This is a genomic window from Cupriavidus sp. F041 (genome assembly GCF_057814235.1).
The window spans coordinates 1,346,416-1,369,220 of record NZ_JBVASY010000001.1 but is presented as its reverse complement, the minus strand read 5'-3'; the positions used below and the strand labels follow the sequence as shown (position 1 = coordinate 1,369,220).

The window sequence follows — 22,805 nt, the reverse complement described above, 5'->3', positions numbered from 1 at the left end:
GGCCCGATCTGCCACCATTGCGGCCCTCGATTTCACGGCGACCGCAGAGCGCACGACAATGGCTTCCAGCAAAGCACACCATGCCACCGGATGGGCGGCCGGCCTGATCGCCGCCGCGGTGGTGACCAAGGCAGGCGCCGGCGGCACCTTCCATTTCGCCGCCGCGCTTGCCTTCCTGGCGGGCGTGGCCGGCGGCGGTGCGCCCGACTGGCTGGAGGTGGCCTGGTGGTCAAAATCCCGCCGCTTGTGGATCACACATCGCACCTGGACGCATTGGGGCATCGCCTGGCTGGCCTTGCTGGCGGTGGCGCATCGCTCGCTGGGCTTGCACTGGCTGGCTGCGCCGGCGTTTGGCTTTGCCTGCGGCGGCCTTATGCACTTGCTGGCCGACTGGCCGAATCCGCTTGGCGTGCCGTGGATCCTGGGACGGCACTCGCTGAACTGGTGGAAGAGTGGCCGCTGCGACCTGATGGTGGTGGCTGCCTCGTGGATCGGCGCGCTGGCGCTGTCGCGCCATGTTTGGTTCCACGGGACGCATGGCCTGGACCTGCTGCACTACCTGCGGGCCTGGCATCTGCGGGTTTGAGGGCGTGCGCAAAAAAAGAGGCGGCCACAAGGGGCCGCCGATCGGGAATGGTGAGGGGGGCAATTCCCTCACTGAAGGCTATCGGCGGCCAAAAGTGCCAGATGAACCCCACCGAGGTGGGGTGCAGTCTTCGGCATATTAATCCGCAGTGGGCGAGGAGCGGCGCCGCGGCGTCATGCCTCCAGGCAGGTGTCCGCAATACCCGGCAGGCCCGAATCCGAGTCTCGCCGGTCTTGCCTGCGCACTGCCGCCATCAGTTCGGCATGCGCGGCGTCGAGCCAGACGGTGCGGTGGCGCACGGGATCTCGCGGCGAAAGTTCGCCGGCGGCTACCTCCCGCAGAAAATACTTCACCATGCTGCCCGCGCGGGCGGGCACGGGCATCATGCCCAGCAACTGCCATCGCTGCAGCAGGCCGCGATCGGCCGCATGGCCCAGCGCGGCCCACGCCGTGCGCCCCAGCGCGACGAAGAGTGCCTCGTCATGGGTATGCGCAAGCGCGCCGAGGAAGATCGCCTCGAACACCGTGCGCAGCATCGGCACGGCCATCAGTTCCTCCAGGTCGCCATCGAAGGCTAGGCCGCGCCGGGTGGTGGCATATGGCAGCAATGCCAGCGGCTGCAGCTGCTCGAAGCCTTTGTCCCAGAGCGCCGCCGCGCCGGGCAGGTCGATCAGCTGCGCGATGCGGAAATGATCCAGCATGCGAATCAGGTTGGGCCGCACCAGCCGCCCCCCCAACTCCACCTGGCGCTTGTTCTCGCGCTGGATGGTGCGTCCGGGCGCATGCCGTTGCATCAGGCTCTCGGTCAGTTCGGCCGCCAGCCTGACGTGCGTGTGTCCCGGCGTGGTGCTCACCAACACCAGCCGCGCGTTCGCATGAGTGTGTTCGAATGGTACGTAGGACATCGCGTAGATGCCGTCGCGATCAACCAGCACCGGTTTGTCGATGACAGCCGTCGCCGACCCGCGCCTGATCCGTGCGCAGTACTCTTCCAGGTAATTCGCCAAGGTGTCCCCGCATTACCACGATTTCTCTCTGGTACATCGGCCCTGTAACCGGGCTTAGCTTTCCTTGCATGTTAGGCCGCGGCAGTGCCGCAGGCAAAGCGGGCGGTGCTGTTTCCTGCCTGCGGCAACACATGCTGTGTGGGACAGCGAACCAATCGCGCCGCTGTGCTCATCCTGATGACGGATGGACGCGATGCGGTGATTTGGGGAATCGGTGGATTGCAGGCATGGACGACCGCGTGGTGCACCGGGCCATGCCGCCGCGGATGTGTGGCAGGGATGTGGCGTGGATGTGGCGCTGAGAAGGCGATGCAAGTCCACGCAGCGCCGCCTCGGCATTCAGATATCCATCAGGTCGCGCTCGACGAAAATGCGGCCCTGATCGTGCTTGCGCACGTCGCGTGCCCACATCCCGGCGGCGATGCGTGTGCCGTCAATGCGCGGCGTCGTGCTGGCCAACGGCCTGGCGCGCCGCTGTCCCCGGCCGCGCCGAGGCGATCAGCAACGCGGCGGTAGCGACGAAGGCCGGCAGCGAAAGCAGGCCAAATATCTTCCCAAAGCTCCATCCCAGGCCCAGGATCTGCGCGCCCAGCAGCGCGCCGACGATGCCGCCAAAGCGGCCGATGCCGAGCATCCAGGCCACGCCGGTGGCCCGGCATTGCGTGGGATAGAAGCCGGCGGCCAGCGTGGGCATGGAAGATTGCGCGCCGTTCATGCAGGTACCCGCGGCGAACACCAGCACGCCCAGCAGGAAGAGATCGCCTGCACCGTGGCCGACCGCATAGACCAGCGCGCCTGTCAGCGCATAGGTGCCGGCGACAATGCGCCAGGGATGGCCGCGGTCCATCAGCCAGCCTACCGTCAGGGTACCGATGCCACCGCCCAGCGGGAACAGCGCGGTGATGAGAGCGGCCTTCTCGATCGGGTAGCCGGCGTCGGCGAACAGCGTCGGCAACCAGCTCGTCAACAGGTAGAAGATCAGCAAGCCCATGAAGTAGGTGGTCCATAGCAGCACCGTGCCGGAGAGAAACCGCGGCATCAGGATGGCGCGCAGCGAGGACGTTGCCGAGGGCGCGCCATCCGCGGGTGCGGCCTCCTGGACATGGAAGCGCTCGTCGCCGCGTAGCGCACCGGGGCGGATTCTCGACAGCGCGGCGGCGATGCGCGCGGCCGGCGCCTTGCGCGCCACCATGAACCGCACCGATTCCGGCAGGCAGAAGACCAGCAGCACGGCCAGTGCCAGCGGCACGATGCCGCCAACCAGCAGCACGGAATGCCAGCCGTAGTGGGGAATCAGCCAGGCCGCGGCAAAGCCCCCGGCCGATGAGCCCAGCGTGAAGCCGCAGAACATGGCGTTGATCGCCAGCGAGCGGCGTCGCGTGGGCGCGTACTCCGACATCAGCGTGACCGCGTTGGGCATGGCCGCGCCGAGGCCGAGGCCGGTCAGGAAGCGTAGCGCCGTGAGCGCTTCGAGCGAGGTCGAGAAGGCCGAGGCCACGCTCCAGCCGCCGAAGCACAGCACCGAGCCCACCAGCACGCTCTTGCGGCCAAAGCGGTCGGCCAGCGGCCCCGCCACCAGCGCGCCAGCGGCCAGGCCGAAGAGGGCGGCGCTCATTACCGGCCCGAGATGGGCGCGGCTGACGCCCCATTCCTTGGCCAGCACCGGCGCGATGAAGCCGATCGCCGCGGTATCGAAGCCGTCGGCGGCGACAATCAGGAAGCACAGGATCAGGATGATCCACTGGAAGCGCGAGAACGGCTGGTTGTCGATGAACTGCTGGACGTCGATGCTGGCGCCCGGCAGGCGCGCAGGGTCGTGGGTGGCGGCCGGCTGGCCGCTGTTCGGGGGCGTCATGATGCGGGTCTCCTGCTATGCCGCTCGTTGGCGGCGGATTCTCTGTATTTCTGAAGGTTTGGCGCGAGCCGTCAGTAAGGCAGGCCGACGTAGTTCTCGGCCAGTGACATCTGCGCGGCGCGCGAGCCGGTCAGGTAGTCCAGCTCGGCTTGCTGGATGCGCAGCGCGAAGTCGTCGGCATCGGGGAAGCGGTGCAGCAGGGATGTCATCCACCATGAGAAGCGCTCCGCCTTCCATACCCGCCGCAGGCATTTCTGCGAGTAAGCGTCAAGCTCGCTGGCATCGTCGTGCAGGTAGCGCGCGATCAGGCCGTCGGCCAGGTAAAGCACATCGCTGGCGGCCAGGTTCAGGCCCTTGGCGCCGGTGGGCGGCACAATATGCGCGGCGTCGCCAGCCAGGAACAGGTTGCCGAAGCGCATCGGCTCGCACACGAAACTGCGCAGCGGCGCGATGCTTTTCTCGATGCTCGCGCCGGTCGCCAGCGCTTCGGCGGCGGGCGCGTCCAGCCGGCTGCGCAGTTCGTCCCAGAAGCGTTGATCGGACCAGTCCTCGACCCGTTCGTCGGCGGCCACCTGGACGTAATAGCGGCTGCGAGTGAGCGAGCGCATGCTGCATAGCGCGAAGCCGCGCTCGTGGCTGGCATAGATCAGTTCATCCGCCACCGGCGGCGTATCGGTGAGCACGCCGAGCCAGCCGAAGGGATAGACCCGCTCGAAAATGCGCTTGGACGGCGCCGGCACGCTGCGCCGCGTGACGCCATGAAAGCCGTCGCAGCCGGCAATGAAATCGCAGCGCAACTCGTGCTGTTGGCCGTCCTTGCGATAGCGCACGATGGGCGTGGCCGTATCGAAATCGTGCACGCTCACCTCCTCGGCGTCATAGACGGTCAGGGCGTTGCCGGCTTCGCGCGCGGCCATCAGGTCGCGGGTAACTTCGGTCTGTCCGTAGACGGTCACGGAACGGCCGATCAGTGCCTGGAAGTCGATGCGGTGGCGCGTGCCGCCGTAAGACAGTTCGATGCCGTGGTGAACCAGGCCGTCGTGATGCAGGCGCTGCGCCACGCCGGCGCGTTCGAGCGCATCGGCGGTCACGCTTTCAAGGATGCCGGCGCGGATACGGCCGAGGATGTAGTCGGGGCTGCGCTGTTCGATGATGACTGCATCGATGCCGGCCTTGGCGAGCAATTGCCCCAGCAGCAGGCCCGAGGGGCCGGCGCCGATGATGGCGACTTGTGTACGCATCGCGTGTCTCCTGGTGCGGTAAGCAGATTGTTGTTGAACGCAACAATAGCGGCGCCGGGCACGGGAGGGAATAGACGGAACGAACCATCAACAGGACAAAACGAACATCCAGGTTTGTCGCCACGCCAGGTGGAATGTCCTGTGGAAACGAGGGATAACCCTAGGTTGTTTGCCTGAAATCAGCCAGGATTGTGAGATCGGTTCCTGCGCGGGGGAGCACCGTCAGGCACGTCGCCAGGGCGAGATAGCCTTCACATTCCATACATGCAAATATCGATGGTGGCGCTCGCTGCACGCTTCAGGCCGGGGGCCGTCAGCGAACTAGCCGCTGCTCTTTGCGGCAAGCCTTGCAGACGTGCTCAAGGCCATCCTGGCGCCGCGCGTCGCGCGCGAAGAACTCGCCGTCGGCGGGCCAGTGCTCGCCGCAATGCCGGCACAGTTTCAGCGGACCGATATCGGACATCAGGAGATCGGCGGTTGCCCGCTTGGCGCCGGCGTGACAAGCGGGTTTGGCGCGCGGCGCGGGCGCGTCTTGCGTGACGCCGGCGGTGATGGAGCGGTGGATCTGTCGCGGCAGGGCGGCGCGATCGTACATGGTCTCTCCTTGCCTTGGGAATGGGGCGGTTTGGATTGGGGGCGCAGCGGGATTCCGTGGCGCGGCTGAAATACGCCGTTACCAAATGGAGCGTTGATGATGGCCCTGGGGCCCGGGCGGAGGATGGGCCGGTGGCGCGAGGTATGTTACCGGGCTTTGGAAACTCACTGCCCGGCCAGGCCGGACCACGCCATCAGCAACCATCCGATGCCGGTGCAGGCGCCAAGCCAGCCAAGCAGCACCAGCGCGATGGTCGACCACTTCACCGGGGCTGCCGCGCGGGCGCCACGTTCGATATGCGTGGCGTGAGGCAGGTGGCGCATGGCAGCGTGGCGGGCAGTGGCAATAACTTCGGACGGGAGCGGCTCATGCTTACTTTCCTTGGCTAGGCAAGACACGGCTTGCACAAGGGGGCAGCTTAGCGCCCCGGTGACGCGGGTGTGTGTCCGGGTTGTAAGGAAATGTGCACGGGACAAAAGTGCACCAGCCTCGCCATGGCTCATCCCGCTACCTTGAGAGTTCGCTTGGTTTCGTCGATGCATTGAGATACTAACCTTTTAGAAAGTATTGTCATGTGAGACAATACTTTCATGAAATGCAAACGAAACTCGGATGCTCGGTCGATCGAGCATCAAGCCTTGCAGGTAATGCGGCAGCAGGCAGTGAAGGCTATTCGCGAAGGCCAGACGGTAGAAAGCGTGGCTGCGGCCTTTGGTGTCAATGTGCGCAGCGTCTATCGCTGGCTGGCCGACTTTGCCAACGGCGGGCAGACGGCGCTGCTGGCTAAGCCGATACCCGGCCGCCCACCGAAGATCAGCGCCGAGGAAATGCGCTGGCTGGCCAAGGCAATCAGGGACAACACGCCGCTGCAGTACAAGTTCGAGTTCGGGCTGTGGACGCTGTCGCTGATCGGTGAGCTGATCCATCGCCAATTCGGCAAGAAGTTGTCGCTGGCCTCGGTCAGCCGGATCATGAAGCTGCTGGGGTTTAGTGCGCAGAAGCCGCTCTATCAGGCTTGGCAGCAGGACGCCAAGCTGGTGCGGCAGTGGGAAATAGAGACCTATCCGGAGATCCGGGCTCAGGCGCGAGCGGCGGGCGCAACGATCTACTTCGTGGATGAGGCGGGCATTCGCTCGGATTATCACACCGGTACGACTTGGGCGCCGCGTGGCCAGACACCTGTGGTTGGCGTGACCGGCCGGCGCTTCTCGCTGAACATGATCTCGGCAGTCAGTCCACGTGGGGAGTTTCGTTTCATGGTGCATGACGGCTCCGTCAATACGACGGTGTTTATCGAGTTTCTCAAGCGATTGATGATCGGCGCGACCAAGCCGGTTTTTGTGGTGGTGGACGGGCATCCGGTACACAGAAGCAAGCTAGTCAAAACATACGTCGAAAGTGAGCAAGGCCGGCTGAAGCTGTTCTACCTGCCGCCGTATTCTCCTCACCTGAACCCCGACGAGCAGGTGTGGGCGCACGTGAAGCGGCAAGTCTCCAAGCGTTTAGTCCAGGGAAAGAACGAAATGAAGAAATTAGCGAGAAGTGCGTTACGTCGCATTCAACGACTGCCTGAGTTAGTCAAGTCGTTCTTTCGCCAGCCGGAGTGCCAATACGCTGCGGCCTGACAATACTTTCTGAAAAGTTAGTAATTCACGCCTCATAGCAGAAAATTCCTAGAGCCTGTTCGGTAGAGTCTCAGCCAAAATCGCACGCTAGCTAACAGGGGCTGATATGGACCAAGTCGAAGTGGAAGAACCGTTATCCGTTGTGGCTGTGGACGACCATCCGTTTATCCTCGAGTCGATTCGCGCCAATGGAGAGCAAAATTAGTATCTGTTAACGAGCAAGCTTGGTTCCTGTTAATGGCAGGGCTTGGTCTGTTTTCGGACCGTTGCTCTGCATGCCGTTAACAGAAACTGATAGCTCGGTGATAACCCCGCCAGGTAAACGGTCAGTTACCCCCCATTTTCTGCCCCAGAAATGTCGTTTGCCTGGCAGAAGCTTCGAATTGAACGCGACGTCCTCTGAAGAATGATTGAGTTTCACCGCTACTCCTGGGATAGACGCCGAACTGCTTTACCGGGGGTCTCCGCGTCACACTGTTCTGTATGGCTTTCGTCCCGCGCCGCCGCATCTTCATCCGCTGTCTCGCTTACCAGCGTGTCTGTATAGGGCCAGGCTTTATACGTTCTAGTAGCACAGGCGGGCACATCGCGAGCCCCATCGCGTGTCTCGCTGGCAGGTGGTTGGACGGGCTTGGCTAAGACGTCACGGGATTGCGAATGATGACGATGAACGTGCCATTGGATGTCTGCAGTGACTGGTTGCTATATCAACCATGGAACTCATTCTCCGCTACCTCGACGCCCACGACCTAGCCTCGCTACTAGGCGTCACCCCCGCCACCATCCTCCGCCGCGCTCGAACGGCTCCCTGGACCTTGCCGCCAGTTGCCTACTTGGGCCCAAATTTCCCGCTGCGCTGGCGGCAATTTGACGTGCTGCAGTGGCTCCGGGAGCGGGGCGAATGATGACAACCAATAGCGTTCGAGGCTCCACGGGCTGCCTGCTGCCAGAAAGTTTGTGAGCACTGACAGTTTCTGCGTGCCCCGTCTCAATTCTTCAAAGACGGGGCAACTGCCGCGGCTAACTAAGTACGTACAACCCAACACGATGCAACTCGCCGCTTTCCAACTGGACGGTCTCCCGGTAGGTCCCGATTTGGTAGCCCTGCTGAACAAGGTCAAATTTGCGAGCAGGCGGGCAATAGATGTCCAGAAGCTGGCGGCACTCATAGGTGGACACTGACCCCAGTTCTTTCAGGGCCATCGCCATCCGTGCAGTTTGTGTCGTGTGGTGGTTGCCGCGAGTCTTGCCGTAGATGGCAGCAAGCTGGTCTTGCCTTGTAATAGCTTTGGCCAGGGAAGTCTTAGGCCAGTTCCGTCCGGGCTCGTCCGGCTGCGAAAAGAGTTCAAGGTTCATACGAGGTGACCGCAGATGCGGCGTGGTTGGACATGTCGCAATCATCCAACCAACACCGCCATGAGCAGAAGGCGGCACCTTTTGTATTCACGCCTCGTTGCGTCCGGACACAACGAGGCGGTTTTTCTGCTTTTGATGTCCGCTCAGTCTTCGGCCGGCCCGAAATCAAAGTCGGCCAAGACTGTGTGCAGCCCTTGAACCAGGCTTGTCGCCAGTTCCTTGTCCCCAACACTTGCAAGCAGGCCTAGGGCTTGCTGAACACGTTGACTACCCACCATAAGTCCCGACGACCGGTGTGCAGGCCCGTAACGGCCCCGTACGCGTTCATAGCCCGCTATAGATTCGGCTCGGCGGGTGCCACGACGCCCGACGACTACTCAGACCCACCCCTTTCAAGGTGATCAAACGACACGTCCAGCCTTGATGACACGGGCCGTAGAAACATGCCGTCGTGCCACGCAGCCGGCAACATAGCCTTTCTTCTTGGGCGTTTTCGGTCCCCGCGCATGTTTGCGCATCGCGCGGGGATCAACGTGCGTCGCGATTTTGAGCAGCGTGCGGGCGAGTTGGGCCGGGGTGAGGACGTCATAGACATGCCACACCTCGGCCGGCACCGCGATCATCATGCCGGCATACGTCGCCCGGATTTCGCTGGCGAGGTAATACGGCGAAAGCTCGATGTCGCTGCTATCCAGTTCATGGCGGATTCTCACCGCCGTCGCAATCACGCTCAGCACGTTATACGCGAGCGCCGCCACGCCGAAGGCCAGCAGCGCCGCACGCGGCTGACTCAACGACCGGATCTCGCTATTGAGCACGGACTCGAGTCGCTGAAACAGATTCTCGATGCTCCAGCGTTGCCGGTAGCGCCTGGCCACGGCCTCGGCTGTCAGGTGGGTGGCGGGGACATTGGTCAGCAGGCGGATGACGGTGTCACCGTCCTCGGTAGCGCCATCCAGATGCAACTCGATGCGCCGCAACACCAGAGGGGCGTCCGATTCATCCGGGATGCTCACCGCCTGCTCGTACACGAGCCCGGTCTCCACCCGGCCCATTTCGCGTACCGGCTCCAGCTCGCTCGGGCCCGGATTACGGCCGTGTTCCCGCACGATGAAGGCGCTGCCGCGCCGCTGCCAGCCGGCAAGGATCGCCCGGGTGCTGAAGTTGCGATCGGCGATCCACAACTCGCCTGGCTGGGCCGATTCGAGCAGGGTTCCCATGATGGCTCGCTCCTGGGCATGCGCATCTTCACAGGGCACCAGATCAACGATCATCGCCGTATCCGGGTCATAGACCACCAATGATTGCCCCGGCAAGGCCGCGCCCCGAAACTCACGCAATGGCTTGAGGCGCTTTTCGCTCGCCGGCAAATGGCTGCCATCCACGATGCGCAGGCGATAACCGTCCACGGAGTGCGGCTGCTTGCGCAACATCGGTTGCACGACCGGCCCCAGCCGCCGCGCGCTGCCTTGCACCAGGGCACGAACCAGTCCCGGCTCGGTCCGGCTGATCTTGTCATACAGCGCGGTAATGGATACCGGCAGCACCGGACTGGCCTTGGCCGCTGCATGCACCGACGGGCGCAGCCCCACGGCCACCAGCGACATGATTTCCACCGTGGTCGAGAACAGTAACTCCCGCGTGTACTGCGTTTCACGCTCTTGCTCGAACAACTCGTCGATCCAGGCTGGATCCAGCGCGCGTTGCAACCCCAGGCGCGCCATCACGCTGATCGGGCTGTGTTCGATAAAGCGTTCCACCACTGCGTCCAGTACCACGCCACTGACTCCGTTTTCGGTTCGAAAACACGGAGCCTGCCCTATTTCTCGTCACCTTGAAAGGGGTGGGCGTGAGACCTCCCTTTTTTCTTCGCAATACGCGACTTCGGAAACCCGTCGTTACACCACGGGCGAGTCCCAATGCCCGGTGCCTACGCCTTGTGGCTACGGCTCGCCGAGCAGGGAAGATGGTGTTGGGTCTGGAGAATGCCACCTTCCGGGAATTGGTCGGAGTGATGGTATGAGCTGTTCTTACCCATCGCTAAAGCCATACGGCCGAGCTGACAGGTCGCCTGTTGATGTCGGTCAAGCTCGCAGTGGCTCGCAGAACTGCTGGATGGCCGAGTGCCCCTGTCGCATCGGTTCGGCCCCGAAAGCTCAGGTAACCTGGGTATAGGGACAACGCCAAAACGCCTGAAACGTACGACCGCCACATTGGCCGCATCCGGGAATGCTTCCACCCTATCCTCATCGGTGTTCAACATTGTTCCGGCTACCGCTCGTGGGCCGAGAAGGCCCTCGCAGGAGGACGCCGAATTCCGGATGGATATTTTTGACAGCGCTCAGTGCATTGCTTCGCCGCGACCCCGCCGAGGAGCGAACTGGCCTCGCTCCTCATTGGGTTTGAGGAGTCAATCCTCGCCGTCGATTTGGCAAAGTATTCTGTGGGCCAGGCGGAGATGAGGGCGGTCAATCATGGTATCGCCAAGGCGTACATTGCCTGAGGCCCCCACACTAGAGAATGCCGCCACCACCTTCCGTGCCCAGGCTAAGTGCGCGCATCCAGGAGCTACGCGAAGAGCGTATCGAAGGGTAGGCTGGCTCGCCGGCGAGAGGCGCTGCTTCAACGCCAGCGTCCCAAGCCATTCTCGTTGTCGAGTCTTCTCTAGTCCGCCTTTGCCCCGGAGATGCGAACTTGTTCTGCAGCGATGGGCATCTGCTTCTTGACGAAGGTCCAGTACTCATTCACACCCATCGGCTTGACAGGCAGTGAGCCTTGCTCCGAGAACTGCTTATGAAGCTCAGGGTCTCGCAATGCTTGGTTCAGCGCAGTGTTCAGCTTCTCCAGCGCTGGCCTTGGAGTGTTCGCTGGCGCCACCAACCCATACCAAGAATCGGTATAGAACCCCTTCACACCGGCTTCTTCGAATGTTGGCACGTCGGGAAGCGCTGGCAGTCGCTCATGCGCGGCCACAGCAAGCGGACGAACCTTGCCAGAGCGGATGAAAGGAAGCGCTCCCGTCGTGATGACGAAGTCGACCCGGCCGGCCATCAGGTCGGTCATTGCGGGGGCGGTCCCTTTAAACGGGATGTGTGCTACGTCCACTTTGGCCAGCTTCCTGAATACCGCGCCCGCGAGATGCTGGCTTGAGCCGACACCACCTGAGCCGTAGTTCAGCTGACCAGGCTGAGCGCGCGCCTTTTCAATCAGTTCTCGGACAGAACGATACGGAGAGTCCTTGGGAACGAGCATCACGCCTGGCGAGGTGGTAATCAGGCCAATAGGCGAAAAGTCCTTTATCGGGTCGTAGTTGAGCCGGCTGTACAGCGCGGAATTGAGCCCGTGCGAGGTCGCTGTGGCAAGCATGATGGTGCTGCCATCGGGTTTCGCGCGAGAGGCGACATCCGTGCCGATGTTTCCGCCTGCCCCAGCACGGTTGTCGATGACGATGGACTGCCCCAGCACCTTGGACATTTGCGAAGACACCAGACGGGCAACGGCGTCCGACGGTCCACCCGCAGGCCATCCGACGACTATGGTAATTGAGCCGGGCGGACACGCCGTCTGCGCCGACAGGAGGCTGGAGCAGGCCAGTGCCGCGGAGCCGGCCACGACACGGAGGAGTCGGTTTACTTTTCCTGCCATGGCATCTCCTTCCACAGTTGACGGAAGCTCGCCTCACCGCGCTCGAGTTCGGCTGCATAGGCCGCAGGTGCGAGATAGCGCAGGGGCGCAAACATGGCGTCAGATTGTTGCTTGAACTGCGGGTCCGCTGCAACCTTCGCCATGGCGTCGACGAGCTTCTTCTTTACCGGCTCGGGTAGTCCCTTCGGTGCCGCCAGCCCGCGCAACGAAGCCAGTTCGATGTTGTAGCCCTGCTCGCGGAAGGTCGACACATTCGGCGCAAGTACCGCGCGTGAAACTCCCATTTGGCCCAGGAACTTCAGCGGCGTGCCACCCTTCTGGTAGGCCAAGGCCTCACCGACGTTGATGGCACCAATCGTAATCTGCTGACCAGCCAGGGCGCCACGGACTTCGCCGGCGCCCTTGTAGCCCACATGCGTCATCTTTACGCCAGACGCCTTTTCAAACAGCAGCATGGCGAGATGGTCGTCGGAGCCGACGCCCGTGGTGCCCACGGTGACCGCGCCAGGGTTCGCCCTGGCGTACTTCACAAGCGTCGCCAGCGAATCAAGGTTGCTGGACTGATTGACGGTAAAGGCACCCGGGTCGTCCACCAGGTTGCCGATGAGGTCGTAGCTCTTCCAGGTGAACGTCGTCTTGCGCTCAATCGGAATAGTCAGCAGGTTCGGCGTGTTGATGAAGCCGACGGTGTAGCCGTCCGGTGCGGCGCGTGCCAGCTCGGCAAAGCCAATGGCGCCACCCGCGCCTGGCTTGTTCTGGACCACAATGGTTGCGCCTAGCTCCTTCTCGAGATGTCGTGCGAGCAAGCGGGCAACCAGGTCGGTGCCGCCGCCAGGAGCGTACGCGACAATCATCTCGATTGGGCGATTCGGCCATGGTGCGGCTTCGGCCCTGGCTGCGACTGGCGCAAGAGCGCCAACCATGCCGGCGAGCGAGCACGCAGCCAGGAGAACGGATAGACGCCGACGACGGGAGTCGGAAGTGGGATGCATGGTTTTGTCTCCTCGCCGGCCCTCATGAAGCCGGCGTATTGTTGTGGCTATTGCTTAGTCAGTTGGCGGCAGCGAGCAAGGCGGCCTCTATCCGTTGCCTCGCTCTGGGCCAGACTTCGGGATTCACAAGGCGCTCGGGCTTCTCGCCTGTTGCGAGCAGCTCCACAATTTGCGTGGCGGCCAATGTCGCGTTCCTGCGACGAGCGTCATGCGTTACTCCAGCCGTGTGGAAGGTGGCTACGACGTTCTCAAGGGTCAGGAGCGGATGGCTTGGCGTTGGCGGCTCCTGGTCCCAGACGTCCAGACCGGCACCGGCAAGGTGGCCGCACGACAACGCGGCATATAGGGCCTGTTCGTCGTGGATGCCTCCACGCGCCGTACTGACGAATATGCTTCCACGGCGCATTGTCGCGAAGGTGTCTGCATTCATCATCCCCAGGGTGCTGGCGTCTCGGGGGCAGTGCAGCGAAACGACGTCAGCGGTGCGCAGCAACTCGCCGAAGGAGACAAACTCGGCGCCTCGCTTGGCCATCTCCGCACTATCGAGAAGGGGGTCATAGCCAATCACGCGCATGCCGAAAGCACGGCCAAGTGCTGCAGCACGACTTCCTGCATGTCCGACCCCGACCAGACCCAGCGTGCGCCCGCGTAGTTCGTGGCCCATCAGGTCCTCGCGGCTTCCGGTGCTATGCGCTTTCATGCGACGGTCGGATTCGGGGATGCGTCGCATTACGGACAACATCAATCCCACTGCCATTTCAGCTACAGAATCGGCGTTTCCGCCGGCCTGGTTCATCACGGCAACGCCCGCCGCCGTGCAGGCATCGATGTCAATCGTGTCGCAGCCAGACCCGCTTGATGACACTGCGATGAGATTCGGGCAACGCGCAAGCAGTTCCGCGGTAATGAACCAGCGTCGGGGCAGTTCGTCCTTGGCGGCCGTAATCTGGTACACGTGTGCCTGAGATAGGCGTGCCCAAGCCTCGTCGTCGGCGCCTTCGCGTTGGCATGTGTGCAGACTGACGCCGGGGCGCTCGCCCACAATCCGGTTAAAGGCGGGGTCGAGCCAGTAGTCAAAGCGCACTACCTGACGCTGCCCTTGAATTGTTGTGATGGACTGGCTCACAGTACCCCCTTGTCAGCCAGCGAGCGGTCCACCCAGGCGCGGTCCGCGCGACCCTGTGCAATCGATTCCAGAATGCTGGCCTCGGCTCGCTGTACCTCTTCCACGTGGACCGCTATCACTTCGGCTCCTTCGGCGGGAACAACCAGCAGTCCATCACCATCGCCAATAATCAGGTCGCCAGGTCGGACCACCATGCCGTCGATGGAGACGGGTACGTGGAGTTCACCCGGACCATCCTTATAGGGGCCACGGTGCGAGACACCGCGCGCGTAGACAGGCAGCGGCTCCTTGCCAATTGCGTCACTGTCGCGAATCAAGCCATCGATGACAAAGCCGGCTGCTCCGCGCGACATTGCGAGCGCAAGCATAATCTCGCCGATGATTGCATTAGGACCCACGCCACCCGCATCTACTACGATAACGTCACCAGGGCCAGAGAGGTCAATCGCCTTGTGGACCATGAGGTTGTCGCCTGGACGCGTGCGAACGGTAAGCGCTCGTCCGACCAGGTTGCCATCGCGGCGGTGAAACGGGCGCAGCTGACTGGTTCCGGTCGTGCGGCTCATCGCGTCGCTGACATTGGCGACGGGGAAATTCCGGTACCGTTCCATCAGCGAGGAACTGACAAGGTGTGCGGGGCGCGGATGGATGCGAAAACCATGCGGCGAAGTCATTGTTCTGTCTCCTGTGTCGGCCGTGAAGGGCCTGTTGGATTGACTTGGAAGTTGCAACTCAGTTCAGAAGGGGCGCTGGATGCAATGCGCATCAACATCTGTCACGCGAGTGATGCCCAGCATGGCCAGGTCGCGAGAAATCTCGGCTTGCATCAGGTCGATGCCATGTGCAACGCCATGGCAGGAACCGACCGTCGCTGCATAGGCGAACGGTCGTCCAATGAAAACGCATCGGGCGCCCAGGGCAAGTGCTTTGATGACATCGGTGCCGCGACGCACGCCACTGTCGAGCATCACAGGCAGTTGCGGGACAGCCTCGACGATTTCAGGCAGGGCCCGCATTGAAGCGATGGCGCCATCAAGCTGTCTGCCACCGTGGTTGGAGACGATGATGCCGTCGACGCCGTGCTGATGAGCGAGGCGCGCATCTTCTGCAGTCAGGATGCCTTTGACGACGAGCTGCCCCCGCCAGCGGCGACGGATGGTCGCCAGGTGGTCCCAAGTGAAATGGGCGCGGTCCGAGAAATCCCGCTGCACGTCGCGCGAGACGATGGGTGCACCGCGGTGGGCGTAGGCGTTCTCGAAGTGCGGCACGCCGTGGCGCAGCAGGGTTCGGGCGAAGGTGCCGAGCAGCCAGCGCGGATGGGTGATGCCTTGCCAGGCGAGGGCAGCACTAGGCCGTAGCGGGGTGGAAAAGCCCGCACGCACGTTGTTTTCGCGGTTGCCCGCCACCGGCGTGTCCACTGTGATGACGAGGGTCTCGACCCGGGCCGCTTCAACCCGCGCAAGCAGGCCCTCGATGTGGCGCATGTCACCGGGCAGGTAGGCCTGGAACCACGTCCCTGGAGCGGCTTCCATGACCTCTTCGAGCCGAATCAGGGACGAACCGCTCATGATGGCCGGTACGGACGCCTGGCAAGCTGCCTGTGCCATGATGACGTCCCCGCGGTACGCGAAAAGCGCGGAGATGCCCATGGGTGCAAGACCGAATGGCGCGGCATATTGTTGGCCGAACAGGGTTAAGCTCAGGTCTCGTGTAGAGACGCCCACCAGCACGCGTGGTCGCAGTGCGATTTCCTCGAACGACCGTCGGTTTTGACCCAGGGAGATGTTGTCCTCGACCGCGCCGCTTACGTAGGCGTACAACGGCTTGGGCAGCCGCTTGCGAGCCAACGGCTCGAAGTCCTTCAGCGACAACACCTGCTGCTTCATCCAGGCGATGTCGTGCCCACTTGCTTCAACCGTATCGTTGCCACCGGGTTGAAGTGCAGAAGTCTGTGCGGCATCGTAGAGGGGAGCGGCTGACATGGGAGCGATTGCTATGGGTTGGAGCAAATCTAGCAACTCGCACGCAACGAAAAAAGTGAAAAATACCGAAGATATAATTTCGCTTTTTGGAAAAAGTCGACCATCGGTCGTTGGGACTCGCTATGACTCTTAAGCAACTCGAAGCTTTCTACTGGGCGGCAACCTGTGTCAACTTCACGGTGGCGGCGGAGCGCGTCCACCTGTCCGTCTCGTCCCTCTCAAAACGGATTGCCGAACTGGAGGCCTCATTGGGCGTGGAGTTGTTCGACCGCAGCGGGCGAAGCGCCGAGCTGACCGCCCAGGGCGAGCAGATGCTGCCGCAGATTCGCGCGATGCTGCACGCCGCCGCAGAGTTGCGGCAATCCGCAGGGCAGCGTCAGGGCTTGATTGGACGATGCCGTATCGGCTTGGGCGAGTTGAGCGGACTTACCTGGTTGCCCAAGCTCGTGCGTGAAGTGTCGTCACGCCATCCGGGCCTGTTGCTGGAGCCCCATCTCGATATTGGGCAGGTCCTTGAGCAGCGCCTCCATGACGGGGAGCTGGATATCGGAGTTCTCGCTGGGCCGTCCACCCGCAGCAGCTTGGCAGCCGAGAGGATTGGTCAGGTGGACTTTGCGTGGGTCGCTAGCCAGTCGTTCCTCAAGACGGCCGGCACCGACGAACCATGGATGCTGATGGGAGAGCAGACGTTGCTGACGCTCCCCGTTGGTGCCGGGGGGACCAGAGTGCTCGACCAATGGCTGGCTCGCCATGGGCTCATGGTCAGCCGGCGCCTGATGTGCAATAGCTGGGGCGCTGTCGTTGGAATGCTGGTTGAAGGGCTGGGTTTCGGATTCGTTCCGAGGTTGTGGGCTGACGCACTTGTCGAACGGGGAGCATTCCGAATCTTGCCGGATAGCGACGCTCTGGAGCCGCTTCACTATGCAGTGCAGTGGCGCCGCGATGACACCCGGCCGTTGATTCTGGTGATGCGCGAGATTGTCCGTGGCGTAATCGACTTCCAAGCTCCGCGTTGTTTCGTCTAGGAGACTGTCGGACTTGAACAAAAGATGCGCACGACAAAGCGACAAAGCGACAAAGCGATTCAAAACTGGATGCGAAGCTGTTCTATCGCCCTGTAGTTCGCGAAATGTGCTTACTATTTAGGCGATTGCTTAGCGGACGCTGAAAGTCCGACAGGCTCCTGTTTGCAACATCGGAGCACGGTAGTTGTGCTATGCAAAGGCCCAATGCTTCTTTGACTGCCCAGACGAGCGGCCTTGCCGCCAAAGTATCAAGACCCCAAGACGGGTGCAACTTGGACTGGCCGTGGTCGTGCACCGGCTTGGCTCGGTAAAAATCGCGACAAATTTCTGATTCCAGAGGCGTGAGCTCGAGGCAGCGGCATCTGCCGCTGCTTGGTACAGACGTGCAGCATTGACTTAGAAGTCTGGAAGCAAGAAAGCCCTTCGATGTGACAGAAGGGCTTTTTGTTTGTGCGACTCAGGCGGGCTATAGGCTTATCCTAGAGCGACCGCAAGATGATGACGAGAAGGTATCCGCTCTAAGGAATTGCTGATCAATAACAGTCGCGCTGGAGGTCGGCGGCTGTTTGGCGTCTGATTTTCACCATGCGGAAGACGGGAGGGGTCTGAGGCCGTTTTCGAGCCGCATGCCCCCCATCTCGCGCCCTTTCGGGCCCGATTTGCGTAATCAAGACGGATTGCCCCCCTGAAACGCCAGTAACGACTTTTTGGCGATCACCAGATTTGCCAGGCCAAACAGGCTGAACATCTGTGCCTTGTTCTTGGCCAAGCCCTTGTAGCGGGTCTTCTTGTGGCCAAACAAGTTCTTCACCACGTGAAAGGGATGTTCCACCCGCGCCCGAATCTGGGCCTTCTTGCGTTCCACTGCCTTCGTCAGGTCCTTCCACCGACCTGCCGGCATCTTTTCAATCTTGCTGCGCTTTGCCGCTACGTTCCAGTTTATGTCAGCGCGGATCGTCCCTTGCCCTTGGGCTTGTTTGATCTCATCCCTGCGCTCCACACCCGTGTAACCCGCATCAAGATGCACTTGGCTTTCCTCGCCATGCAGCAGGTGATGGGTGTGAGCGATATCGCTTTCGTTCGCCGCCGTCGTGTGCAAGCTGTGCACCAGTCCTGAGTCCGCGTCGGCACCGATGTGCGCCTTCATTCCAAAATGCCACTCGTTTCCCTTCTTCGTCTGGTGCATCTCCGGATCACGCGACTTGTCTTTATTCTTGGTCGAGCTCGGTGCCGCGAGCAGCGTCGCATCCACCATCGTGCCTTCTCGCATCAGCAGCCCGCGTTCACTGAGCACCGCCTTGACCTCGTCGAACATCGCGGCAGTCAACGCGTGCTTCTCGAGCAGCCGGCGAAACTTGAGCAGCGTGGTCGCATCCGGCGCCGACTCTTGCGACAGATCCACCCCCACGAATTGACGCAACGCCTGGCTGTCGTAGAGCGCGTCCTCCACGGCCTCATCACTAAGACTGAACCACTGTTGCAGACAGTACATCCGCAACATCCTCTCCACGCCAATCGGCTGCCGCCCAACACGGCCGCTCGTCGGATACAGCGGCTCGATCAACGCCGTCCACCGTGCCCACGGCACGATCCGATCCATCTCTCCGAGAAACTTCTCGCGCCGTGTCACGCGCTTCTTCTTCGCGAACTCAACATCTGCAAAGCTCGTTTGTTTCATGCTCGTCTTTGTTTCCCATGCCTCACCCTTCAACGCGCCACACTTTCCGTCGGATGACTTGTGGCTGAATTGATCAGCATTTCCCTAACACACCCAGTGGTGCCCGGGGCTGACTCTGGCACTCCCAGAGCCAAGAGAAAGACTGCAAGCTCGCGAAATGCCTCTGTTCAATCGGTGAAACTGGTTGTCCCGGATGCTGATAGCACCGAGTATTTCTAGCGCAGCCTCAGGGTTGTGCTGCCGAGCAATCGAGATGCCTGGATGGTTTGCGCTACGCGGGCGGCTTCTTCATCCTTCTTGAGCCCTGTCTGGGGCGGGTAGGGAAAATCGCCGAACTCCAGCAGAAGCCGGGCGAGAAGATGGGTGGTGCTCAGATTCTCAGTGAGCCCCGGAGCAGATGCCGATGGATGGTGACAGCGAACAAATCCCCTCATGGAGCGCGCCTCTAACCTCGACAGCGCAAGGGGCACCTTGGAATGTGTAACGGGCGCTTGCCTGCGGCGATGTCGCCGCGCAGATCGCGCTTGGCAAGGCCTATCTCTACGGGCATGACGGTGCCGCCGCGAACCAGCACAGCGCTTTGTTCTGGCTGGCGCGTGCGGAGCAGGGCGGCGCGGCCTGGGTGCGGCGGATGATCTGGGAAGACATCGCGCTGGAAGTGGCGCGCCGCTCTTTGCAAGCCGATCTGGCGCTGGCCTGCTACGCGGAAGGCGGCCGGGCCGGTTCGAGCGTGGCACGCTGGCGCTACGCGCAATGGGCGCTGGCTCCGGATGCCCGGCCGCAATCCGATCGCGCGCTGGCGCTGGCATGGTTGCGCGAACTTGCCGACGAGGGCCATGCCGAGGCAGCTTTCAGGCTGTTGGCATGGCTGCGAGCGCAGCCTGCCCAGCCAACGCATGCCGACGAACTGGCGCGGCTGGCGCGGCTCGCGGCGGTCCCGCCGGCCGGCGGAGCCGGGCCAGCCGCTGGCGGCACCGAAGCGGCCGATCCGCCTGGCTTGCTGGCGCAGGCCGAGGCGCTGCTTGACCATGCCGACAGGCATCCCGACGTGATCCGGTTCGGGCGCCAGCTGCTCGAACGCGCGGCGCGCACCGGTTCGGCCGAGGCCCAGTTCCGGCTGGGGCTCTGGCATGGCCAGATGGATCGCCAGGCCCGCACGCTCGATGCCGGTGACCGCATTGGCAAGGCCAGCCATACCGAGGCCCAACGCTGGCTGTCGCGTGCCGCGGCGCAGGGACATGCCGAAGCAAGCTACGCGCTGGCCTGCCTCTACCGCAACCGCCACTTCACGCGTTACAGCGTGGGGCTTGCAGACGAGGCGCTTGGCAAGGCCGCGGCGCTTGGCCATGCCGAGGCCCAATACGAGTTAGGCCGGCGCTTGTGGCGCAGGCGCGGCGCGGACCTGGCCAGCCGGCTGGACGCCAGTGCCTGGCTATGGCTGAGCGGACGCAATGGCGTGACCCAGGCCGATGACATGCTGCGCCGCCTGATCGAACCCGCACGCCTCGCCTCGCAGCGCCAGTGGGACCAGGCGGCGCGCTACGTCATGCGCATGTCCCTGAGCGGCCCCCTGCGGCTCATGGGCATGCGGGTACGGCTGGCGCAGGCATTCGGGCTGGAGCGCAACGAGATGATGTGGCTGGATCCGCTGCAGGCCCGGCACGGGCACTGTCTCGCTGTCGACGTGTCTGCCGCCTGCTTTCGCACCAGGCCGCGACTGATCCTGCTGGACAGCGCGCTGCAGCAGCGCGTACTTGCCGAGGCCTGCACGCTGTTCAGGGGCGCGCGGAAGGCTGGCGGCGAGGTTGGCGAAGGCGGTGAAAGTGATCGCCTGGCTCGCCTCGACCTGCTGCTGGAACTGGCCCGGCCGAGGCTGCGGAAGGTGCTGCCCGGCGCGGCAGCCAACGGGCCCGGATGGGGCCGCACGCAGGATCGGGAGCCTGCCTATAATGCCGGATCCGATCCCCAGCGCGCCGCGCGCGGCGCCAAGGCCAGCCATGACGATCCTGCTCGATACCTCCATTTCACGCACATTGGACTGCCTGACTGAGCGCCTTGCCTCCCTGCCCGGCACGCGCGTGGAAGCCTGGGTGTTCGAGGATGCCGCCGCGCGCCGCGCTGCAGAGCATCGCCTGGCCGCAGCGGGTGTGGCGGCGGTCATCCGCAGCGCTTACAAGCCGCTGCTGCATTTCTTCCTTGATGAACTGGGCCTGGAACTCGATCGCGGCCCGCTTGCCGGCGCGCGCGACATCGCCGTGCGCCTGCCTGCCGCCACGACGGCAACGGCGGCAGCAACGACACAGCGTTTCCGGCTGGAAGCCTATCCGCTCGCCGGCATGCTGCCTGAGGGCAGGCTGCGCCTGGGCGAAGGCGACGACCCGGGGCACTATGCCGTCCAGCTCGATGGCGGCGTCGCCCATCGCGTATTCGTGCCGCTTGCGGCGTCGGGCGCGCCGTGCGGGTGGCTGCGTGTGTGGCAGGGTGACACCTGCCTGGAGGATGGGCCGCTGGCGACCGAGTTCGAACTGGCATTCGCCGCCGCCATGAACGCGATCCGCAGCCATGGCTGGGGGGGGCAGGCACCCTATTTCGATGTCCTGCGCATTGGCATCGGCACAGGCGGCATCGAGCGCCGGCTGTCCTGTCAGGACGAGTGCATCAGTACGCGCGAAGCCCTGCACGAAGACCTGTACTTCTCCATCCTGGAGTTCTTCCAGGATCGCGCCGGCTTGCCGCGCGGCGATCGTACCTTGCAACCCGGCCAGATCGTGCCCGATGTGCGCGGCGCGGACGGCGCCGATGGCGCTACACGGGTGCGCGTGGAATTGCTGCCGCATCCGCGCGTAGAGGCGGCCGACGCTGTCGGGGAGGCGCTTTCCGCCGACGCGCTCGCGGGGCTCTCCCGGCCGCTGACGCCGGATGAAGCCGCCGTCGAGATGCAAGCGCTTGGCGGCAAGCGCTTCAGCGTCCTGTCCACGCAGGGGCGCGTGGTCCACGCCACCCACATCGAAGGCTCGCTGCCGGGGCTGGTGATTTCCGGTGGCCAGCATGCCAACGAAACCTCTGGCGTGGTGGGTGCGCTACGCGCGGCACACGCGCTGAAGCAGCGCCCGCATGCGCACTTCGCCCTGATCGCGCTGGAAAATCCCGACGGCGCGGCCTTGCATGTGCATTTGCGCGAGGACAACCCCCACCATATGTCGCATGCCGCGCGCTACACGGCATTAGGCGACGACCTCGAGGCACGCATGGCGCCGCCGTTCGGGGAGAAGGCGGCGCGGCTGGAGGCGATCGAGCGTACCGGCGCGGGCCTGCACATGAGCCTGCATGGCTATCCCGCCCACGAATGGACGCGCCCGCTTACCGGCTATGTGCCGCCCGGCTTCGAGACCTGGACCATTCCCAAGGGCTTCTTCCTGATCCTGCGCCACCATGCGGGGCGTGACGGCACGGCATTCATGCAGGCGCTGACTGCGCAACTCGCGGCCTCGCCGGAACTGGCCGGATTCAACGCCCGGCAACTCGCCACCTGGGGCAGCCATGCCGGCGAGGTGCCATTCCCGGTGCTTAACGGGATTCCCTGCATGATCGTCGAGGATCATCGCTCAACGGTGCCCTTCACTCTGGTCACCGAATTCCCGGACCAGACCATCTATGGTGACGCCTTCCGACTGGCGCATACGACGCAGATGCGGACCGTGCTGGCCGCGGCGGAACTGTATTGGGCGGGGCTGCTGAACTGAGGCCAGGCGGCTCAGGGGCCGCATGCCGATGGGTGTGTGGCGGGGCAGGGCAAGGGCCCCGGCCAGATGGCTTCAATGGATTGTGCGTGTCACCTTGACGTGCGGCACCGTTGTCGCTGCCGTGCTCTCGGGCGTGGCGCCCTCGTCTTGCTCGATCATGGTGGCCGCGAGGCTGAGCGCAGCCTGCATCTCTTCATGCGAAAGGCCGGACGATAACGCAAGACGCACCGCCAGGGATGCCAGTCGTGCGACTTCATAACTTGGGATGCTCATCTCAACTCCTTGTGTCAACGCTTTACCGGGCCCCGCCGCGCGGGGCAGCGGGACCGGAGGTGCGCCAGATCGGCAA

At 63.2% G+C, this 22,805-nt stretch carries 20 protein-coding genes and 1 pseudogene; 6 read left to right on the top strand and 15 right to left on the bottom strand.

The genetic code is table 11. The features are described from left to right. The first annotated feature begins 58 nt into the window (after positions 1-58). Entirely contained in the window at positions 59-586 is a 528-nt protein-coding gene (locus ACZY0R_RS06210) for a metal-dependent hydrolase (RefSeq protein ID WP_045238894.1), read from the top strand. Positions 587-759: 173 nt separating this feature from the next. Here the strand turns inward: ACZY0R_RS06210 and ACZY0R_RS06205 are convergent, their stop codons facing one another. The 5 genes from ACZY0R_RS06205 to ACZY0R_RS06185 form a co-directional block, all read right to left on the bottom strand. Continuing rightward, on the bottom strand, positions 760-1,593 hold the full coding sequence (locus ACZY0R_RS06205; RefSeq protein WP_488857609.1) for a hypothetical protein: 834 nt from the start codon (positions 1,591-1,593) through the stop codon (positions 760-762). 433 nt (positions 1,594-2,026) lie between these two features. Next, the gene (locus tag ACZY0R_RS06200; protein ID WP_488857608.1) at positions 2,027-3,448 is read right to left on the bottom strand and encodes an MFS transporter; all 1,422 of its coding nucleotides are present in this window, start codon (positions 3,446-3,448) and stop codon (positions 2,027-2,029) included. Positions 3,449-3,519: 71 nt separating this feature from the next. Continuing rightward, positions 3,520-4,689, bottom strand: a complete 1,170-nt coding sequence (pobA, locus tag ACZY0R_RS06195) for a 4-hydroxybenzoate 3-monooxygenase (RefSeq protein WP_488857607.1) — start codon at positions 4,687-4,689, stop codon at positions 3,520-3,522. Between the two features lie 313 nt (positions 4,690-5,002). Continuing rightward, positions 5,003-5,284, bottom strand: coding sequence for a hypothetical protein (locus ACZY0R_RS06190; protein ID WP_045238891.1), 282 nt, complete (start codon positions 5,282-5,284; stop codon positions 5,003-5,005). Between the two features lie 164 nt (positions 5,285-5,448). Continuing rightward, positions 5,449-5,607, bottom strand: coding sequence for a hypothetical protein (locus tag ACZY0R_RS06185; protein ID WP_488857606.1), 159 nt, complete (start codon positions 5,605-5,607; stop codon positions 5,449-5,451). 267 nt (positions 5,608-5,874) lie between these two features. On the opposite strand from ACZY0R_RS06185, the gene ACZY0R_RS06180 reads away from it, so the two are divergent. Next, positions 5,875-6,909: an IS630 family transposase gene (locus ACZY0R_RS06180; protein ID WP_477115608.1), complete on the top strand. Its 1,035-nt coding sequence runs from the start codon at positions 5,875-5,877 to the stop codon at positions 6,907-6,909. Positions 6,910-7,120: 211 nt separating this feature from the next. On the opposite strand, the gene ACZY0R_RS06175 is transcribed toward ACZY0R_RS06180, so the two are convergent. From ACZY0R_RS06175 to ACZY0R_RS06140, 8 genes are all read right to left on the bottom strand, one after another. Beyond that, positions 7,121-7,330, bottom strand: coding sequence for a hypothetical protein (locus ACZY0R_RS06175; RefSeq protein WP_488857605.1), 210 nt, complete (start codon positions 7,328-7,330; stop codon positions 7,121-7,123). Between the two features lie 599 nt (positions 7,331-7,929). Beyond that, positions 7,930-8,265 (bottom strand): helix-turn-helix domain-containing protein, encoded by a 336-nt coding sequence (locus tag ACZY0R_RS06170; RefSeq protein ID WP_488857604.1) that lies wholly within the window; start codon positions 8,263-8,265, stop codon positions 7,930-7,932. A 401-nt stretch (positions 8,266-8,666) separates the two neighbouring features. Continuing rightward, on the bottom strand, positions 8,667-9,989 hold the full coding sequence (locus ACZY0R_RS06165; RefSeq protein ID WP_488859529.1) for an IS4 family transposase: 1,323 nt from the start codon (positions 9,987-9,989) through the stop codon (positions 8,667-8,669). Positions 9,990-10,929: 940 nt separating this feature from the next. After that, positions 10,930-11,910, bottom strand: a complete 981-nt coding sequence (locus tag ACZY0R_RS06160) for a Bug family tripartite tricarboxylate transporter substrate binding protein (protein WP_488857603.1) — start codon at positions 11,908-11,910, stop codon at positions 10,930-10,932. Continuing rightward, positions 11,895-12,902 carry a tripartite tricarboxylate transporter substrate binding protein gene (locus ACZY0R_RS06155; protein ID WP_488857602.1) on the bottom strand — a complete coding sequence of 336 codons (1,008 nt, stop codon included), beginning with the start codon at positions 12,900-12,902 and terminating at the stop codon, positions 11,895-11,897. Before ACZY0R_RS06155 ends, ACZY0R_RS06160 begins: the two co-directional genes overlap by 16 nt. Positions 12,903-12,960: 58 nt before the next feature. After that, positions 12,961-14,028: a hydroxyacid dehydrogenase gene (locus tag ACZY0R_RS06150; RefSeq protein ID WP_488857601.1), complete on the bottom strand. Its 1,068-nt coding sequence runs from the start codon at positions 14,026-14,028 to the stop codon at positions 12,961-12,963. Then, positions 14,025-14,702 (bottom strand): RraA family protein, encoded by a 678-nt coding sequence (locus ACZY0R_RS06145; protein ID WP_488857600.1) that lies wholly within the window; start codon positions 14,700-14,702, stop codon positions 14,025-14,027. Before ACZY0R_RS06145 ends, ACZY0R_RS06150 begins: the two co-directional genes overlap by 4 nt. A 63-nt stretch (positions 14,703-14,765) precedes the next feature. Further along, on the bottom strand, positions 14,766-15,914 hold the full coding sequence (locus tag ACZY0R_RS06140; RefSeq protein WP_488859527.1) for an alpha-hydroxy acid oxidase: 1,149 nt from the start codon (positions 15,912-15,914) through the stop codon (positions 14,766-14,768). 218 nt (positions 15,915-16,132) lie between these two features. On the opposite strand from ACZY0R_RS06140, the gene ACZY0R_RS06135 reads away from it, so the two are divergent. Together ACZY0R_RS06135 and ACZY0R_RS06130 are read left to right on the top strand one after the other, a co-directional pair. After that, complete coding sequence (locus tag ACZY0R_RS06135; protein WP_488857599.1) at positions 16,133-17,035, top strand: LysR family transcriptional regulator; 903 nt, start codon at positions 16,133-16,135, stop codon at positions 17,033-17,035. A gap of 225 nt (positions 17,036-17,260) precedes the next feature. Then, positions 17,261-17,380: pseudogene (locus ACZY0R_RS06130) on the top strand (H-NS family nucleoid-associated regulatory protein); the annotation flags it as partial. Between the two features lie 322 nt (positions 17,381-17,702). Here ACZY0R_RS06130 and ACZY0R_RS06125 read toward each other — a convergent pair. Beyond that, positions 17,703-18,713 (bottom strand): IS5 family transposase, encoded by a 1,011-nt coding sequence (locus tag ACZY0R_RS06125; RefSeq protein WP_488857598.1) that lies wholly within the window; start codon positions 18,711-18,713, stop codon positions 17,703-17,705. A gap of 580 nt (positions 18,714-19,293) precedes the next feature. Between ACZY0R_RS06125 and ACZY0R_RS06120 the strand changes: the two genes are divergently transcribed. Next, positions 19,294-20,763 carry an SEL1-like repeat protein gene (locus tag ACZY0R_RS06120; RefSeq protein ID WP_488857597.1) on the top strand — a complete coding sequence of 490 codons (1,470 nt, stop codon included), beginning with the start codon at positions 19,294-19,296 and terminating at the stop codon, positions 20,761-20,763. Beyond that, complete coding sequence (locus ACZY0R_RS06115; RefSeq protein ID WP_488857596.1) at positions 20,711-22,456, top strand: M14 family metallopeptidase; 1,746 nt, start codon at positions 20,711-20,713, stop codon at positions 22,454-22,456. The genes ACZY0R_RS06120 and ACZY0R_RS06115 overlap by 53 nt, the downstream gene beginning before the upstream one ends. Positions 22,457-22,528: 72 nt before the next feature. Here ACZY0R_RS06115 and ACZY0R_RS06110 read toward each other — a convergent pair whose 3' ends face one another. After that, positions 22,529-22,729, bottom strand: a complete 201-nt coding sequence (locus ACZY0R_RS06110) for a hypothetical protein (RefSeq protein WP_035871790.1) — start codon at positions 22,727-22,729, stop codon at positions 22,529-22,531. Positions 22,730-22,805: the final 76 nt, after the last annotated feature.

What these genes read in the sequence shown, in the direction of transcription:
- ACZY0R_RS06125 (WP_488857598.1), bottom strand. Translation starts at nt 18,713, where the DNA reads ATGAAACAAACGAGCTTTGCAGATGTTGAGTTCGCGAAGAAGAAGCGC.
- ACZY0R_RS06180 (WP_477115608.1), top strand. Translation starts at nt 5,875, where the DNA reads ATGAAATGCAAACGAAACTCGGATGCTCGGTCGATCGAGCATCAAGCC.
- ACZY0R_RS06155 (WP_488857602.1), bottom strand. Translation starts at nt 12,902, where the DNA reads ATGCATCCCACTTCCGACTCCCGTCGTCGGCGTCTATCCGTTCTCCTG.
- ACZY0R_RS06200 (WP_488857608.1), bottom strand. Translation starts at nt 3,448, where the DNA reads ATGACGCCCCCGAACAGCGGCCAGCCGGCCGCCACCCACGACCCTGCG.
- ACZY0R_RS06185 (WP_488857606.1), bottom strand. Translation starts at nt 5,607, where the DNA reads ATGCGCCACCTGCCTCACGCCACGCATATCGAACGTGGCGCCCGCGCG.
- ACZY0R_RS06145 (WP_488857600.1), bottom strand. Translation starts at nt 14,702, where the DNA reads ATGACTTCGCCGCATGGTTTTCGCATCCATCCGCGCCCCGCACACCTT.
- ACZY0R_RS06160 (WP_488857603.1), bottom strand. Translation starts at nt 11,910, where the DNA reads ATGGCAGGAAAAGTAAACCGACTCCTCCGTGTCGTGGCCGGCTCCGCG.
- ACZY0R_RS06135 (WP_488857599.1), top strand. Translation starts at nt 16,133, where the DNA reads ATGACTCTTAAGCAACTCGAAGCTTTCTACTGGGCGGCAACCTGTGTC.
- ACZY0R_RS06190 (WP_045238891.1), bottom strand. Translation starts at nt 5,284, where the DNA reads ATGTACGATCGCGCCGCCCTGCCGCGACAGATCCACCGCTCCATCACC.
- pobA (WP_488857607.1), bottom strand. Translation starts at nt 4,689, where the DNA reads ATGCGTACACAAGTCGCCATCATCGGCGCCGGCCCCTCGGGCCTGCTG.
- ACZY0R_RS06140 (WP_488859527.1), bottom strand. Translation starts at nt 15,914, where the DNA reads ATGAAGCAGCAGGTGTTGTCGCTGAAGGACTTCGAGCCGTTGGCTCGC.
- ACZY0R_RS06165 (WP_488859529.1), bottom strand. Translation starts at nt 9,989, where the DNA reads ATGGCGCGCCTGGGGTTGCAACGCGCGCTGGATCCAGCCTGGATCGAC.
- ACZY0R_RS06115 (WP_488857596.1), top strand. Translation starts at nt 20,711, where the DNA reads ATGACGATCCTGCTCGATACCTCCATTTCACGCACATTGGACTGCCTG.
- ACZY0R_RS06110 (WP_035871790.1), bottom strand. Translation starts at nt 22,729, where the DNA reads ATGAGCATCCCAAGTTATGAAGTCGCACGACTGGCATCCCTGGCGGTG.
- ACZY0R_RS06210 (WP_045238894.1), top strand. Translation starts at nt 59, where the DNA reads ATGGCTTCCAGCAAAGCACACCATGCCACCGGATGGGCGGCCGGCCTG.
- ACZY0R_RS06170 (WP_488857604.1), bottom strand. Translation starts at nt 8,265, where the DNA reads ATGAACCTTGAACTCTTTTCGCAGCCGGACGAGCCCGGACGGAACTGG.